We start from the raw sequence: 14,813 nt of genomic DNA, 5'->3' as shown, positions 1-14,813 counted from the left end.
ATCCCGGTGCCGCCCACTACATCCACCAGCAACCCCGCCGCACCGAGATCGTCGCCTGCGCCCCCTGGCTGACCACCGAACTCGACCTGGTCGCCCCGACCTGGTGATATGCCTCGGCGCCATCGCCACCCACGCCATCCTGGGCACGAAAGCCAAGGTCACCGAACTGCGCGGCCTGCTTGTCGAGCACGAGCACTTCCGCGTCGGCGTGACCGTCCACCCGTCCGCGATCCTGCGCGCCCCCGACCGCGCCCGGGCCTATTCCGGGTTCGTCGATGATCTGCAGGCGCTGTTCGCGAAGACCCGGTCCAGCAGGTCGTAGAGCCGCTCGCGGTCCTGCTCGCCGAGGCGGTCCAGGCCGTCCTGGGTGGTACGCATCTTCGCGCGGATGGCCTCGGCGACGCGTTCGCCCTCCGGGGTGATGACCAGGGTGGTGACGCGGCGGTCGGTGGCACTGGTCTCGCGGCGCACCAGGTCGCGCTTCTCCAGCCGGTTGATGATGCCGGTGACATTCGACGCGTCACAGGCCATCCGGTCGGCCAGCGCGCGCATCGCGACCGGGCCGCGGCGCAACACGGTGAGGGTCTTGCCCTGGCTGGCGGTGAGGTTCTCGCTCGCGGCGGCGGCGGTGAAATCGCCGTAGTAGGCACCCAGCGCCACCGACAGCAGCTCCATGAGCTGGGCCGTATCGACGGGGGACGTGGGTGCCATGCGCACACTCTATCCGCAGAAACTTGACTATCTCAAATATCTGCCTCTAGCGTTGCTTGAAGTTCTCAACCTTCGACATTCTCAAGTAGCCACCAGGAGATCCAGTGATCGTCACCGATACCTCGCGCACGGCCCAGGTCCTGTCACGGCCTGTCACGATCAACGGCCTGACCGTCCCGAACCGCATCGTGATGGCACCGATGACCCGCATGTTCTCGCCCGAGGGCATCCCCGGTGCGGACGTGCGCTCCTACTACGCGCGCCGCGCCGCCGCCGGTGTCGGCCTGATCGTCACCGAGGGCACCTACGTCGGCCACGACTCGGCCGGGCAGAGCGATCGCGTGCCGCGCTTCCACGGCGAGGAGCAGCTGGCCGGCTGGGCGCGGGTCGCCGCCGACGTGCACGCCGCGGGCGGCACCATCGTCCCGCAGCTGTGGCACATCGGCATGGTCCGCAAGCAGGGCGAGCCGCCCTTCGCCGACGCTCCCGCCGTCGGCCCCTCCGGGATCCGCGTCGACGGCACCGAGGGCACCGGCAAGGCCATGACCCAGGCTGATCTCGACGAGGTCATCGGCGCCTTCGCCGACGCCGCCGCGGCCGCCGAGCGCATCGGCTTCGACGGTGTCGAACTGCACGGTGCCCACGGCTATCTGCTCGACCAGTTCTTCTGGTCGCGCACCAACCGCCGCGGCGACACCTACGGCGGCGACCCGGTGGCCCGCACGCGGTTCGCCGCCGAGATCGTGGCCGCTGTCCGCGCCGTCGTCTCGCCCACCTTCCCGGTGATCTTCCGCTACTCCCAGTGGAAGCAGGAGGCCTACGACGCCCGCCTGGCCGAGACCCCGCAGGAGCTCGAGGCCATCCTGGCCCCGCTCGCCGCCGCCGGTGTCGACGCCTTCCACGCCTCCACCCGCCGCTACTGGCTACCCGAGTTCGACGACTCCGACCTGAACCTGGCCGGCTGGACCAAGAAGCTCACCGGCAGGCCCACCATCACCGTCGGCTCGGTCGGCCTCGACGGCGACTTCCTGCGCGCCTTCGCGGGCCACGGCGCCGAACTCGGCAGCATCGACAACCTCCTCGACCGCATGGAACGCGACGAGTTCGACCTGGTCGCCGTCGGCCGCGCCCTCCTCCAGGACCCCGACTGGGCCGCCAAGCTCCTCGCGGGCCGCCTCGACGAGATGCGGCCGTACGACGCGGCCGCGCTGAAGACCCTGAGCTGAGCATCGGGTGGTCGCCGGTCTCCGGCGACCACCGTTCTCAGGTCTCGAGTTCGGCGATGGTGGCGGCCACGGTGGTCGCCTCGGCCTTCCCCGTTCGCACGTAGTAGTCCAGCGCGTTCTTGTAGCTGGCGACAGCCGTATTCGGTTGGTGCACAGCGCGATAGGCATCGCCGAGCAGCTGACTGGTGATCGCCTGCTGCTTGTCGACGCCTTCCTCGGTGAAGAGTTGCAGCGCCTTGTCGAAGACCGCGATGGCGTCGTTGGCCTGGCCGAGGGCGAGGTGGGCGCGGCCGAGTGCCAGGCGCGCCTTCGCCCGGTTGTCGGTTTCGCCGGGGTTCGCGTCGAAGTCGCCGACTGCTTGTTCGGCGCACTCGCGGGCTCGCTGGAAATCGCCCGCGCCGAACTCGGCCCGGGCCTGCTGTAGCCGCAGGATCGAGAAGACGCGCGCGCGGTCGGTGGGGCTGATCTGCTCCTCGGTGGCCGCGACGGTGACCTCCCAGGACTGCCGATAGGCGGTGAGCGCGGTGCCGAAATCTCCTTCGGCCGCGGCGATCTTGCCGAGCCACTCCAACGCGCTCTGCTCGCCCAGGACGTGCTGCTGTTCCCGGGCGATGTCCAGCGATTCGGCGAAGCACTCGCGTGCCCGGCCGAACTCCCGCAGCTCCAGATGGACGGCGCCGAGCTGGGAGGTCATCTGCATGATGCCGAGCCGGGACTCGACGGCCCGGGCGGAGGCCAGTCCGAGCAGGTGGGTATCGATCCACGCGTCGTAGAGCCCGTGCAGGTGCAGGTATTTCCACACCGCCACACACAGCGGCCACACCAGGTCATGCAGCTGTGCCCCGTGGGCCGCGCGCACGGCGGCGATCACGTTGTCGCCTTCGAGCTCGAGCCAATCCAGGGCTTCCGGGCGGGTGAACTCGGGCAGATCGCGGGCGAGGTCCGACAGCAGGTCCGTCACCGGCCGCACCCACCAGCGATTCGAGACCTTCCGGGCGCGGGGCAGGGTTTCGCGGAGATACCAGGTGATCCACGCGGTCACGGCCCGCTTCCGGATGTCGGGCGCGTCGGTGGACTCCGCCCGCGCGCGAGCGTCGTCGCGGAGGACCGGGTGGAAGGCGTAGCGGGCCTGATGCCGGTCGGGGGAGGTCAGCAGGTTCAGTTCGGTGAGCTTCTCGAGGACGAGATACACCTCGTCGGGTTCCGCATCGAGCACGGCGGCAGCGGCTTCGACACCGAAGTGTGCCGCAGGCAGGAACCCCAGCAGGCGGTACGCGAATTTCTCGACGTCACCGAGATTCTCGTAGGTCGTGTCCAGGAATGTCCGCATCCGCTTCTCGTCTCCGAGTTTCAGCAGCAGGAGTCCGGACTTCTGCAATTCGCGCAGGAGACTGTGCGCCATCGGTGGCCGGTCGCGGATCTGGGCCGCCAGCACTTTGATCAACAGCGGAAGCCTGCCGCAATAGTCGGCCAGTTCGTCGACCAGCGCGGGATCCAGCGACGCGGCGGTATCGCCCAGCCTCGCCACGAACAATGCCCGCGCCTCCTCGGTGGACAGGAGATCCGGGGTGAAGGCGGCGAATTCGTGCTGTTCCAGGTCGCGCCGCCGGAAAGAACTGGTGGCGACGATGACCATGCCGGGCGCGTCGACCGGGACGAACGGCAGGATCTGTGCCGAGCTGTCGAGGTCGTCGACCACCAGCAGCCGTGTCATCTCCCGCCACACCCGGTGGAGGCTGTCGATCTTCTCGGCGGCGGTGGCGCCCTGATCGGTGTCCGGGACGCCGACCTGGCGAAGAGCCCGGCCCGCGAGTTCGCCGAGCGGCACCGGCGAACCGTCGGCGTGGCGGCCACTGAGCCAGATGATCGGGCTGTCGACGAGCGCCCGGTTCTCTTTCCAGAACTGGGTCACCAGGCACGAAACGCCCAGTCCCTCCAGGCCGTACACGTACATCGACGACGGATGCCCGTGTTCTCGGCACCAGCGGACGTGGGCCGCCATATCGTTCATCACCGGCTCGCGGGGGACGAACGGATTCGCCCACGGTGGTATCGCGTTCGCGCTCACTGCCTGCCTCCCCATGACCTGCCATCAGCGCCTCACTGTATACGACCTCCGGAGGGCGGAATCGCGGCCGAGCAGGCGCACGGTCAGTGGGATCCGGTGTCTATTTCCTTGAGATCCACCGAGATTCGCCGGTCGCCGATCAGCAGCGTCATCGGCCGATCGCCGACACGGCTCTTCTCCGGCCCGGTGTGCACCGCGGCGGCGATGACGGCGGGCACCATCGGCCCGTGCGCGGACCCGGGTATCACCGCCTCCACCAGCAGACCGTCGCGGCGGAGCAGGCGCAGGCGACCGGGATCGACCTCCGCGACGGCGATCCCGCAACCCGGACGGTCCCTCAGCTGCTGCCGCAACACCTCATCGGTGTCGATTCCGGGGCGGACCGGGACAACGACCGCGTCCGCATTGCCGTTCAGATCGCGTCGCGGGTGCGCCGCGTGCACCACCAGGCAGGACTCGGTGGCGCGGTGGCCGCGGTTCCGGCGCGGGGTGACGTCGGCGGGCCAGCGGCGGAGACGAGCGGTCGGGCCGTCCTCGGGATCCTCGTGCCATTCGCAGGTGACCCGGCAGGCCTGGACCGGATCGTCATGGGGTGCCAGAGCTTCCGCGGGATACGGGAACTCCGGCGCGGGTCGGCCGGGTTCGGGCAGACACAGCAGCCGGTAGAACGTCGCACGCAGGGTGTCGAGGCAGGCGCCGGGATGCGAGGTCGCCAGCGCGCGTACGGCCCGCATCCGGGTGCGGTCGTAGGTGGTGATCGCGCGTCCGATCTGGTCGGGCAGGGGAAGCCCGGGATCGAGGCGCGGTGCCAGCTCGCCGAGCAGGTCCGCCGCCGAGCCGGTGGCGACTTCGTCGCGGGGGAACGACGCCAGCATTGTGGGAACCTCGTGCGCGGCCGCGTAAGTGGTGACCGCGCCGTGGTCGCCGATCATGAGGTCGGCGGCGAGAACGGCCTGTTGCCAGCCGCTGATCGGTGGGATGAGCCGCAGTCCGGAACGCAGCGCGTCGGCCAGCCACGTGCGAATCTGCCACGGGCCGTGGGCGAACCAGACATTCGGATGGAGTATCGCCGTGACGAGGTAGTCGTCGAGTGGGAGTTCGCTGAGTAGGTCGTCGATCAGATCGGGGTGGCGGCCCAGCAGTGATTGCGGACCCCACGTCGACGACACCGTCACGACGGTTCTCCCGGCGGCGCCCAAGGCCACGCGGTAGGCGGGCCGCAGGTGTCGGCTGGCCTGCATGCGGTCGAAACACGGGTCGCCCGCGATCACGGTGTGGGGGAGGGCCTCCGGGGCCGTTCGGGCGAGACGCTGCCGATCAGCGACGTGCGCGAGAACGACCGCGTCCGGCACACGCCCGTCGCGCACGAGCCATTCCCGCCCCAAGCCGTAGACGTTCTCGATTCTCGATTCTCGATTCTCGATTCTCGATTCTCGATTCTCGATTCTCGATTCTCGAGCTATTTTACTATAGCCGACGCCGTGTGAAAGTACGGCTAATGGTGCAGAAATGCGGTGTAGATCTCCACTGTGATGTACGGATATCGCGAGGTCGAAATTATCGGTGAGTGCGCGTTCCCAGGGGATTGTCTGCGCACCGGATGTGCGGAGTTGTTCTTCCACATCGCCGGTGACTTTGGAAACGTCGGGAAAAGTGAATATCAGTTGAATGCGCCGGTCGGAGTCGAAAACGGGAAGGATATCCGACAGCCGATTCCACGCCGTCATCGTGTGGACGACGATCAGCACCGTCCTGGCCGTCTGAACGGTGATCCAGTAGGGGTGCGGCGATCCCTGCGATTCGCTCTGCTCCGACGTGCGGTGCAACCTGACACTCCTACCGGCCGATTCCCGCGTCTACCGTAGCGCGGTGGCCCCGCCCGGCACCCCACCGGCCGGAGCGCGACTGACTCACCGCGACCATGTCCGGGACGCGAGACCGCGCGGTTTGTCTCCGGCCCGCTGCGGGTGCCGATGCCCGGCATTGCGCCACCACGAGGCGGCCTCGGACGTCTGCCCGCGATAGCGCAACCGGATCGCGAGATTGTGCATGGCATCGGTGTGCCCGGTATTCGCCGCCTTCTGATACCAGGTGACCGCCTCGTCGTACTGCTGGGTCCGGTCGAGGATCACCGCGAGGTTGTACATGGCGTCGGTGTGCTCGGCGGCGGCTGCCCTGCGGAACCAGTGCTCGGCGTCTTCGAAGCGCCGCACCCGGGCGTGGAGGTTTCCCAGCTCGACCATGGCGTCCGTGTGACCGAGGTGGGCGGCACGCCCCCACCGGTCCGCCGCCTGGGTGAGGTCGTTGTCGCCTGCGCAGTGCGCACCCTCGGCGAACAGCGTCGCGGCATCGACGTGCGGCGAAACATCACCCGGAACCGGTGGACGACCGCCCGCCGCGAACAGCCGCAGATCACCGGTGACATCGACGCTGCGCCGTTGCGGCCGGGGCTGACCGTTGCTGTGCAGGATCTGCTCGACCCGCCGGTAGAGCTGGTCGAGGGTCAGGTCGGCTTCGGTGCCCGCCCGCAGCAGCGCCCCGGTGAACGCGGTGTGCCGTTGTCCTGCGGGCGCGAGCGAGGTCTCGTCCCGGACCGAGGACGTGATCGTGTAGGTGCCCCGGACATCGATCTGGCCGTCGACGGCGGCCGCCGCCGAGGTCATCGCCTCGAACGCGCGCCCGGAGAAACAGCAGTCCAGGATCAGCACCCGCGCGCGGGCCCGGCTCTCCAGAAGTTCGTCGCGCAGCGTCGCGAACGGCACCGAACTCCATTCGGGCTGCTCGTAGTCGCTGCCCGGCAAGGTCAGATACAGCCGCCCGCGCCGGTCCACGATCCCGTGCCCGGTGTAATAGATCAGCAGGACATCGTCGGCTTCGGCCGCGGCGACCGCGACAGCCTTGCCGACCTGCGCGGCATCGCCGGGATCGATGAGCGCGCGGCAGTGCCCGGCGGCGAGCGCCCCGCCGGTCGGCGCGGTCAACAGTCCGGCGAGATCGGCGACATTGTTCGCTGCCGCCGGAATAGCGGGGAACCTGGCGTCGGCATAACTGCCCACGCCGACAAGAGCGGCCCGCCAACCCTCGCGATCCACGGCAGAGATCACGGCCGGTTGTCGAACCTCTCCAGCATGCTCTGCAACGTCCGCGCGACGTCCGGTTCCTTGATCCGCTTGGCGTCCACCGTGATCTCGGTATGCTCACCGGTCTTCACCGTCACACTGATATCGGACCGTCGCGCGGTCAACCACCCACTCAACGACTGGATCAACACCGGCGCCAGCCCCCCGGCCCCGAGCGTAACGACGAGAACCTCGGTGAGCCCACCCATCTGCCCCGCCCCGATCTCCCCGGCAGGCCGACTCACCCGCCCTCGCAACTCATCGGTGTCGTTGAACCACTCCAGCATCCGGAACAGCTCATCGGCACTGCCATCGGTGTGAATAGTCAACTGATTCGGCGGATTCGACATGCGGGGTGTCCTCTCGGGCGGTGTGACTTCGGCGGATCCTGCCGCGTCGAGAGCGCTCGGCACTGACTCACGATCCCCCAGTCGCAGTTGCTGATTCGAGCATAGCTATGCCGGACCGGCAACGGTGATGCCTGCCCCGCAGAACGGCTCAGTGCCTGCCTTCGGCGAACTCCTCGACGATCTTGGCGCAGAAGGCGGGGAGGTCATCGGGGTTGCGGCTGGAGATCAGGCCGTTGTCGGTGACGACGGGGCGGTCGACGACGGTGCCGCCCGCGTTGCGGATGTCGGTGCGGACGCTGGGGTAGGCGGTGAGGGTGCGGCCGCGGACGGCGTCGGCTTCGACGAGGGTCCAGGGGCCGTGGCAGATCACGCCGATCGGTTTGCCGGTGGCGGCGAATTGCTTGACGAAGCCGACCGCGGCGGGGTCCTGGCGGAGTTTGTCGGGGTTGGTGGTGCCACCGGGGAGGAGGAGGGCGTCGTAGTCGTCGGGGCTGGCCTCGGCGACGAGCTGGTCGACGGGGAAGGTGTCGCCGGGCTCGACATCGTGGTTCATCGCCTGGATCGTGCCGGAGGTCAGCGACAGCAGCTCTGTCGTCGCTCCGGCCTCCTCGACCGCGGTTCGTGGGTGGACGAGCTCGACCTGTTCCACTCCGTCGGTGGCCAGGATGGCGACGGTCTTTCCGGTCAGCGGGTGCTGGGCCATGGCGTTTCTCCTCGCTCGGGGTCTGCGAGGCGCATACCCGCTCCCGGCCGCCGAAACAGGGCGGGTGATTGAGGGGAGGGGACGCGGGTAGGGCCGGGGTGAGACCGATTACCCGCGCAGGAAGGTAGGTGTGGTCATGTCGTCGATGGATCCCGATCCCGGGCGGATTCCCGATCTGGAACCGGGGGGTGGGGTGCGGCCGGGCGCGACGCCGCCGGAGACCGCGCAGACGTCCGGATTGTCCGCGCCCGAACCGCGCACGAGCAGGCGGTTCCCGCCGACCGGCGTCGGGGCGATCGCCGTGCTGGTGCTGCTCATGGCGGTCTTGATCGCCGCCGCGATCGGTGTGCTGGCCGCGCTGTGAGTGCCAGGTCCTAACGCCGAGCGGGGCGGAAGGAAACGATCGGATAGCCGTCTTCCGGGTCGGTGCTGATCTGGGCGCGGACCCGGTAGACCTGTTCGACCAGGTCGGCGGTGATCACCTCGGCGGGCGTGCCGAGGGCGACCACGCGGCCACGGTCCAGGATCAGGACGCGGTCGCAGAACATGGCGGCCAGGTTGAGGTCGTGCAGGGCGATATAGCTGGTGACGGGCAAGGCCGCGACCAGGGCGAGGATGTCGAGCTGGTGGCGGATGTCGAGGTGATTGGTCGGCTCGTCGAGGAGGAGTTCGCGGGGGTGCTGGGCCAAGGCCCTGGCGATCTGGGTGCGCTGGCGTTCGCCGCCGGAGAGGGTGTGCCAGCGGGCGCTCGCCTTGTGGGTCATCCCGGTGTGGGCCAGGGCCTCGCGGACGGCTTGCGCGTCGGCGGCCGCGTCACCGCCGAACACCCCGCGATGGGGGATGCGGCCGAGCGAGACCACGTCTTCGACGGTGATGTCGACTTCGGTGTCGGCGTGCTGGTCGACGACCGCGACCCGGCGGGCGACCTTCGTGCGCCGCAGGGTCGTGAGGTCGGCGTCGTCGAGCAGCACCCGGCCGCTGTCGGGGCGGTCGATGCCGGACAGCAGTCGCAGCAGCGACGACTTCCCGGAACCGTTGGGCCCCAACAGCCCGATGGTCTCCCCGGGGTCCGGCGCCACGGTGACGCCGTCGAGCACCAGCGCACCGCCGCGGGTCCAGCGCAGTTTCTCCGCACGCAAGCTCATGCCATGGCCCGATTCCGCAGCAGCAGCACGATGAAGGCGGGCACCCCGATCAGTGCCGTCGCCACGCCGACCGGAATCTCGGTGGGCGCGAAGACGGTCCGGGCCACCACATCGACCCACACGGTGAACACCGCCCCCGCGAGCACGGCCGCGGGGAGCAACCGGCTGTGCCGGGGACCCACCACGAAGCGCGCCGCGTGCGGGAGCACGAGCCCGACGAAACCGATCGCCCCGGCCGCGCTGACCAGGGCGGCGGTCGTCAGCGCGGTGACCCCGAGCAGCAGCGCGCGGGTGGCCCGCACCGGAATGCCCAGCGCCGCCGCCGAGGCCGCGCCGAAGGTGAACGCGTCGAGCGCGGCCGCGCGGCTAAGGCAGATCACCAACCCGATACCGGTCACCGTGGCGCACACGGCCACATCGGACCAGTCCGCCCCGGCGAGCGAACCGAGCAACCAGAACAGCACGCCGCGGGTCTGCTCGGCATCGGCGCTGGAGACCACGATGAACGAGGTGAGCGCCGAGAACAGTTGCGTCCCGGCCACTCCGGCCAGCACGATCCGGGCGGTGCCGCCACCCGCCGCCGCGGCCAGCACCAGCACCAGCACGAACGCCGCCAAGGCACCACCGAACGCCCCGGCGGCCAGCGAGATCGAGCCCGCGCCGAGCCCGAGCACCGCGACCAGCACCGCGCCGGTCGAAGCCCCCGAGGAAATACCGAGCACGAACGGATCGGCGAGCGGATTGCGCAGCACCGATTGCAGAATCGTCCCGCACAGCGCCAGCCCCGCCCCGCACACCGCGGCCAGCAGAGTCCGCGGCAGCCGCAACTCCCAGACGATGCCGTCCTTGATCCGGCTCACCCCGGCCGCGCCGAATCCCAGATGCTCGCCGACCACCGCGTAGACCTCGCCCACCGACAGATTCGCCGGGCCGATGGTCAGCGCGATCGCGATCGAGAACACCAGCAGCACGCAGCCCGCCACCAGCGCGAGCGCGAGGACGGCGGTCCCGCGTCGCGGCACGAGCCCGGTCAGCGGACCGGTCCCCACTGCGCGAGCGCGGCGGCGAGCTTCTCCACGCCGTCCACGGTGCGCAGCGACGGGTTCAGGTCGGCGCCGTTGACCACGACGAAGCGCTGTTCCCGCACCGCCGTCAGCTGTGAGGTCACCGGATGTGATCGCAGGAAGGCGATTTTGCTGTCCAGGGCGTCGCCCTCGATGGTCCGCCTGCTCAGGTCGGCCAGCACCAGCACCGACGGATCGCGGTCGGCGACGGCCTCCCAGCTGACCTGCGGCCACTCGTCGGTGGTGTCGGCGAAGATATTGCGCGCGCCCACGGCGGCGGTGATGATGCCCGAGGACCCGCAGCATCCGGCCATGTACGGGGTGTTCAGGTCGGAGAACCAGTAGGCGATCGAGGTGTCGGCGTGCGCGCCCGCGGTGGCGGCGGCAGCGGCGAGCCGCTGTCGCAACGAGGCCACCAGTGCCTCGCCACGGTCCGCGACATCGAAGATCGCGGCCAGCTGCCGGATCTCGGTGTACACCGAGTCGATGCGCAGGGGTTCGGTGCGCGCGCCGTCGGAGTTCACGCTCGCCGCCGATTTGCCGTCGCAGTCGGTGGGGGACAGGTACGTGGGCACGCCGAGCTGCTCGAAGCGGTCGCGGTCGGCGACCCCGCCGGGGCCCAGTGTGCCGCCGAAGGACGCGGAGACGAAGTCGGGTTCGGCGTCCAGGACCACCTCGAGCGACGGCTTGTTCTCGGCCAGCCGGGGCACCTTCGCATTGGCGTCGGCCAGGTCGGCGCGCACGGGATCGGTCCAGGTCGCGGTGCCCGCGAGACGGTCGGCCAGCCCGAGCGAGAGCAGGATCTCGGTGGAACCCTGATTCAGCGAGACCGCGCGCTGTGGCGGCCCGTCGATCGTGACCGACCGGCCGCAGTTCTGCAGCGTCAAGGGAAAACCGTCGGCGGACGCGGTGGTGTCGGTCCCCGCGCCGGAGGTCCCGCATCCCGCGAGCGCCAGGGTGAGAACGGACACGGCACACAGGTGCCGGAAAGCCAGGCGCATCGCGCGTGAACTCCTTCGTCAGGGCTCGATCGCGGAGCCTCGAAAAGTGGTGCGGCGAGCGTCGAGTAATCGGGCTCCAGCCCGGATGGGCCGTTACCGTTGCGCGTCAGCCCCGGATTCGCACCGGGTTCCCTCGACCATTCGCTGGGCAGATGCTACCCGGGCACCGGGTCACCGGTTCGCGGCGAGACCGGCGGCCAGCTTCTCGATGGCGTCGATCTCGCGGATACCGGGATCGAGTTCGGACCCGGTCAGCACCACATAGCGCTTGTCCCGGACAGCGCGCATGCGGCTGGTCGCCGGATTCGATTCCAGGAAGGCGATTTTGGTGGCGAGGGCGTCACCGTCGACCCGCTGACGGCTCAGATCGGCGAGCACCAGCACGTCGGGATCGGCGGCGACGACGGCCTCCCAGTTGATCTCGGGCCAGTCCTCCCGCTGCTCGGCGAAGACATTGCGGGCGCCCACCTCCGTGGCGTAGAGACCGGGCGCCGAACAGCAGCCCGCCATGTAGGGCGCCTCGAGGCCGGAGAACCAGAACGCCACCGTCGGCGCGGCCCCGGCGGGTGCGGTCGCCGCCGCCAGCCGTCCTTTCAGCTCGTCGACCAGCCGCGCGCCGCGCTCCTGTACATCGAAGATGCGGGCCAGCTCGGTGATCTCCTGGAACAGCGTGTCGACGGTGAGCGGTGCGGTCCGGGTGACAGTCTCGCCCTCGACCCGCGCGCCCACACACACCGACGGCGACTGATAGGTGGGCACACCGAGCTGGGCGAAGCGCGAGCGCTCCGCCACCACCGCGGGCGTGAAGGTGTGCGCGCTGGCCGAGGTGACCAGGTCGGGTTCGGTGGCGAGCACGGTCTCGAGCGACGGATCGTTGTCCGCGAGCCGGGGGACGGTGGCATTGCCCGCGGCCAGCTCGGGCAGGACCGGGTCGAACCAGGTGGAGGTCCCGGCCATCCGGTCGGCCAGCCCGAGCGAGAGCAGGATCTCGGTCGACGCCTGATACAGCGACACCGCCCTGGTCGGCGCCTTGTCGAAGGTCACCGCGACACCACAGTTCTCGAGAGTGAACGGATAGCTGGTCTTGCCGGGCACGCTCGCGGAGGTCTCGGTGCGGGATTCGGGGGTATCGGCGCCGCCGCAGGCGGCCACCAGGCAGGCGATCGTGCTCAGCGCGGCCAGCAGCCGCAGGGATCGCGGATGCACGCGGGGGACCATGGTCAGCGGACCTCGTTTCGAACGGCCGGTGTGGTGAACCGGCGGGAATCGGCCACGGGCCGGGCAGCCTCGCGGATCGGGATCGGGGGGCGCACGCAGTCGGCGCCGGAGGACTGCACCCAGCCGTGCTCGGTGGTGACGACCCCGAGCGGGGCGTCGTCGTGCTGCTGGTCCGGGCGCGCCCGCACGGCCGCCCGGGCGGCGGCGAGTTCGGGGGCGACGGCGTCCGTGCCACGGGTGAGCGCACCGGCCAGCACCGCGACTTCGGTGACCTTCTCGGCACCGAAGGCCAGCCACGAACGCACCCGCTCGTCCAAGGCGGTCTCCGGACTCAGCGAGTACGGAACATGCAGCAGCGAACAGGAACTCGACACCGCCACCGACCCCGCACTCCCGAGCAGCGAGCCCAGGGTCCGCAGCGCCGCGTCGAGATCGGTGCGCCGGAAGTCACGGCCGTCGACCACCCCGGCCACCACGAGTTTGCGGGTGAGCGCGGGGACCGAGGCCACGGCCTCGAGCGTCGTTCCCGCCGTGAAATCCAGTGCGACACCGTCGATTCCCATATCGGCCAGCGCGGCCAGCGCGGGGCCGGGAGGCCCGAAGGGAATGGCGACGAGCAGCGCGGGCCGCCGGGCGGTGCTGGCCAGCGCGGCATAGGTGGTGCGCAGCCGCGCGATCTCGCGCCCGGTGAGCTCGGTGCCCAGGATCGGTTCGTCGAGCTGGACCCAGGCCGCGCCCGCGTCGGCCAGGGCGGTGAGCAGTTCCCGGTAGCGCGGGATCAGCTCGGGGAGCCGGTCGAGCGGGTCGCCGGTGGCGTGGCGGGCGCGGGTCAGGAAGGTCAGCGGGCCGATCACCACGGGCCGGGCGGGGACCCCGAGCTCGCGGGCCTCGGCCAGTTCGGCGAGCAGGTTCTCCGCGTGCAGGGTGAACCGGGTGCTGGCGTCGATCTCGGGAACGAGATGGTGGTAGCCGGTGCCGAACCAGGGCGCCTGGTCGAGCGGTGTGTGGGTTGCGGTGCCGCGCGCGGCGGCGAAATAGCGGTCGAGGGGGTCGTCGATGTCGCGCACCCGCGCGGGGAGCGCGCCGAAGAGGGCGGCGGTGTCGAGCATCTGATCGTGATAGGAGAACGTGCCGACCGGGATCGAGTCCAGGCCCGCCGCGGCCAGCACGCTCAGGTGGGCCAGGCGCAGTTCGCGGGCGGCGGCGTGCAGGCGGTCGGCGTCGAGCGCACCGGCCAGATAGGTCTCGACGGCGTGGTGCAGCTCCCGGTTCGGCCCGATCCTGGGCAGGCCGAGTACGGTCGCGGTGAACGGGGTGGGCGGGACTGCCACGGTCATCGTCTCCAGGGCGGTGCGGACGGCCGCGCGCCTGATCCGGGGCAGCGGCGTCCACCGACCGCCGCGACAGGATGTCGCCCGGGCCGGAGTGCCCGGCGGGGTCGGAGAAGCGGTCCGCGCGCCCGGTCCACGAGGCGGTGGCCGCCGGACACGGCGTGTCCGGCACAGCGGGCAGGTCTTCGGACTCGCGGGCACCGGCCTGATCGGCCGACCTACTGGCCGTCGCTTCCCGGGTGGCTACCCAGTGCGTGATGACGGCGGTCGTTCCCGCTCACCGCTGCGGGACAGTCCCGGATTCCCACCGGGTTCCCTCTCGCCGGGGAACCGGAGGTCCGGTCCACCGGTTTCGACACGATCACTCCCGGACGGAACCCGCCGCGGGCTGGTGACCGTGAACCAGCTGCGCGCCCATGATAAGCCCGCCGGGCCGCGGACCCGTGCGGTATCCCGGACCGGGCGCCCGCCCGCCGCGGCGGCATCGTATGCTGACCGGGCAGCTGGTTCGCCGGTGGCGAGGACGACGGGAGCCCCCGCGCCGCCGCCGGTGTCGACACCTGGCGCAACCGAGCGTTGCGCGGTGAAGAGGGAACCCGGTGGGAATCCGGGGCTGTCCCGCAGCGGTGAGCAGGAACGAAAGCCGTCATCCGAGCACTGGACGCATGTCCGGGAAGCGACGGCCGGTAGGTCGGCGCCCAGGGGCTCCGGTGCTTGCGAGTCCGAAGACCTGCCGCTGTGCCGGGCGCGCCGCGTCCGGCAGCCGTTTCCTCGTGGATCGCGTGCCCGTGCGCGCGGAATGGGTGACGGCTGTTCGCCTGCCAGCCAAGGGAGTTCCGCTGTGGTCGCACCCACCAGTGCCCAGTCCGTCAACACT

The 14,813-nt window shown here is 70.2% G+C and carries 14 protein-coding genes and 2 riboswitches; of the genes, 3 read left to right on the top strand and 11 right to left on the bottom strand.

Annotated features, from left to right (window positions below; translation table 11 throughout):
• Positions 1-55: 55 nt before the first annotated feature.
• A complete protein-coding gene (locus tag WA675_RS23690; RefSeq protein WP_336087504.1) occupies positions 56-322 on the top strand; it encodes a hypothetical protein in 267 nt (88 codons plus the stop codon).
• Here the strand turns inward: WA675_RS23690 and WA675_RS23685 are convergent.
• Positions 259-711 (bottom strand): MarR family winged helix-turn-helix transcriptional regulator, encoded by a 453-nt coding sequence (locus WA675_RS23685; protein ID WP_336087241.1) that lies wholly within the window; start codon positions 709-711, stop codon positions 259-261. The genes WA675_RS23690 and WA675_RS23685 overlap by 64 nt on opposite strands.
• A 104-nt stretch (positions 712-815) precedes the next feature.
• Between WA675_RS23685 and WA675_RS23680 the strand changes: the two genes are divergently transcribed.
• Entirely contained in the window at positions 816-1,937 is a 1,122-nt protein-coding gene (locus WA675_RS23680; RefSeq protein WP_336087240.1) for an NADH:flavin oxidoreductase, read from the top strand.
• Between the two features lie 37 nt (positions 1,938-1,974).
• On the opposite strand, the gene WA675_RS23675 is transcribed toward WA675_RS23680, so the two are convergent.
• The 5 genes from WA675_RS23675 to WA675_RS23655 all read right to left on the bottom strand — a co-directional run bounded on the left by WA675_RS23675 (position 1,975) and on the right by WA675_RS23655 (position 8,177).
• Positions 1,975-4,005 (bottom strand): tetratricopeptide repeat protein, encoded by a 2,031-nt coding sequence (locus WA675_RS23675; RefSeq protein ID WP_336087238.1) that lies wholly within the window; start codon positions 4,003-4,005, stop codon positions 1,975-1,977.
• 83 nt (positions 4,006-4,088) lie between these two features.
• A complete protein-coding gene (locus WA675_RS23670; RefSeq protein WP_336087236.1) occupies positions 4,089-5,831 on the bottom strand; it encodes a hypothetical protein in 1,743 nt (580 codons plus the stop codon).
• An 84-nt stretch (positions 5,832-5,915) separates the two neighbouring features.
• Complete coding sequence (locus WA675_RS23665; RefSeq protein WP_336087235.1) at positions 5,916-7,109, bottom strand: caspase, EACC1-associated type; 1,194 nt, start codon at positions 7,107-7,109, stop codon at positions 5,916-5,918.
• Complete coding sequence (locus WA675_RS23660; protein ID WP_336087233.1) at positions 7,106-7,474, bottom strand: effector-associated constant component EACC1; 369 nt, start codon at positions 7,472-7,474, stop codon at positions 7,106-7,108. Before WA675_RS23660 ends, WA675_RS23665 begins: the two co-directional genes overlap by 4 nt.
• Positions 7,475-7,622: 148 nt before the next feature.
• Positions 7,623-8,177, bottom strand: coding sequence for a type 1 glutamine amidotransferase domain-containing protein (locus WA675_RS23655; protein ID WP_336087231.1), 555 nt, complete (start codon positions 8,175-8,177; stop codon positions 7,623-7,625).
• Positions 8,178-8,313: 136 nt separating this feature from the next.
• On the opposite strand from WA675_RS23655, the gene WA675_RS23650 reads away from it, so the two are divergent.
• Complete coding sequence (locus tag WA675_RS23650; RefSeq protein WP_336087229.1) at positions 8,314-8,541, top strand: DUF6480 family protein; 228 nt, start codon at positions 8,314-8,316, stop codon at positions 8,539-8,541.
• A 10-nt stretch (positions 8,542-8,551) separates the two neighbouring features.
• Here WA675_RS23650 and WA675_RS23645 read toward each other — a convergent pair whose 3' ends face one another.
• The 5 genes from WA675_RS23645 to WA675_RS23625 all read right to left on the bottom strand — a co-directional run bounded on the left by WA675_RS23645 (position 8,552) and on the right by WA675_RS23625 (position 13,942).
• Positions 8,552-9,322: an ABC transporter ATP-binding protein gene (locus tag WA675_RS23645; RefSeq protein WP_336087227.1), complete on the bottom strand. Its 771-nt coding sequence runs from the start codon at positions 9,320-9,322 to the stop codon at positions 8,552-8,554.
• Entirely contained in the window at positions 9,319-10,344 is a 1,026-nt protein-coding gene (locus tag WA675_RS23640; RefSeq protein ID WP_442945710.1) for a FecCD family ABC transporter permease, read from the bottom strand. The genes WA675_RS23645 and WA675_RS23640 overlap by 4 nt, the downstream gene beginning before the upstream one ends.
• An 8-nt stretch (positions 10,345-10,352) precedes the next feature.
• Entirely contained in the window at positions 10,353-11,387 is a 1,035-nt protein-coding gene (locus WA675_RS23635) for an ABC transporter substrate-binding protein (protein WP_336087225.1), read from the bottom strand.
• A 171-nt stretch (positions 11,388-11,558) separates the two neighbouring features.
• Positions 11,559-12,593: an ABC transporter substrate-binding protein gene (locus WA675_RS23630; RefSeq protein WP_336087223.1), complete on the bottom strand. Its 1,035-nt coding sequence runs from the start codon at positions 12,591-12,593 to the stop codon at positions 11,559-11,561.
• A 14-nt stretch (positions 12,594-12,607) separates the two neighbouring features.
• The gene (locus WA675_RS23625) at positions 12,608-13,942 is read right to left on the bottom strand and encodes a hypothetical protein (protein ID WP_336087221.1); all 1,335 of its coding nucleotides are present in this window, start codon (positions 13,940-13,942) and stop codon (positions 12,608-12,610) included.
• A 153-nt stretch (positions 13,943-14,095) separates the two neighbouring features.
• Positions 14,096-14,302: riboswitch (cobalamin riboswitch) on the bottom strand.
• A 199-nt stretch (positions 14,303-14,501) separates the two neighbouring features.
• A riboswitch (cobalamin riboswitch) is annotated at positions 14,502-14,670 on the top strand.
• The last annotated feature ends 143 nt before the right edge of the window (positions 14,671-14,813 follow it).

Source organism: Nocardia sp. SSK8, from assembly GCF_037034205.1.
Taxonomy (GTDB): domain Bacteria; phylum Actinomycetota; class Actinomycetes; order Mycobacteriales; family Mycobacteriaceae; genus Nocardia.
The sequence above is the reverse complement of the archived record's forward strand: the minus strand, read 5'-3'. Positions and strand labels throughout refer to the sequence as shown.

Bases quoted from the DNA above. Each gene is read 5' to 3' on its own strand.
- WA675_RS23655 (WP_336087231.1), bottom strand. From the start codon at position 8,177: ATGGCCCAGCACCCGCTGACCGGAAAGACCGTCGCCATCCTGGCCACC.
- WA675_RS23625 (WP_336087221.1), bottom strand. From the start codon at position 13,942: ATGACCGTGGCAGTCCCGCCCACCCCGTTCACCGCGACCGTACTCGGC.
- WA675_RS23660 (WP_336087233.1), bottom strand. From the start codon at position 7,474: ATGTCGAATCCGCCGAATCAGTTGACTATTCACACCGATGGCAGTGCC.
- WA675_RS23635 (WP_336087225.1), bottom strand. From the start codon at position 11,387: ATGCGCCTGGCTTTCCGGCACCTGTGTGCCGTGTCCGTTCTCACCCTG.
- WA675_RS23645 (WP_336087227.1), bottom strand. From the start codon at position 9,322: ATGAGCTTGCGTGCGGAGAAACTGCGCTGGACCCGCGGCGGTGCGCTG.
- WA675_RS23685 (WP_336087241.1), bottom strand. From the start codon at position 711: ATGGCACCCACGTCCCCCGTCGATACGGCCCAGCTCATGGAGCTGCTG.
- WA675_RS23650 (WP_336087229.1), top strand. From the start codon at position 8,314: ATGTCGTCGATGGATCCCGATCCCGGGCGGATTCCCGATCTGGAACCG.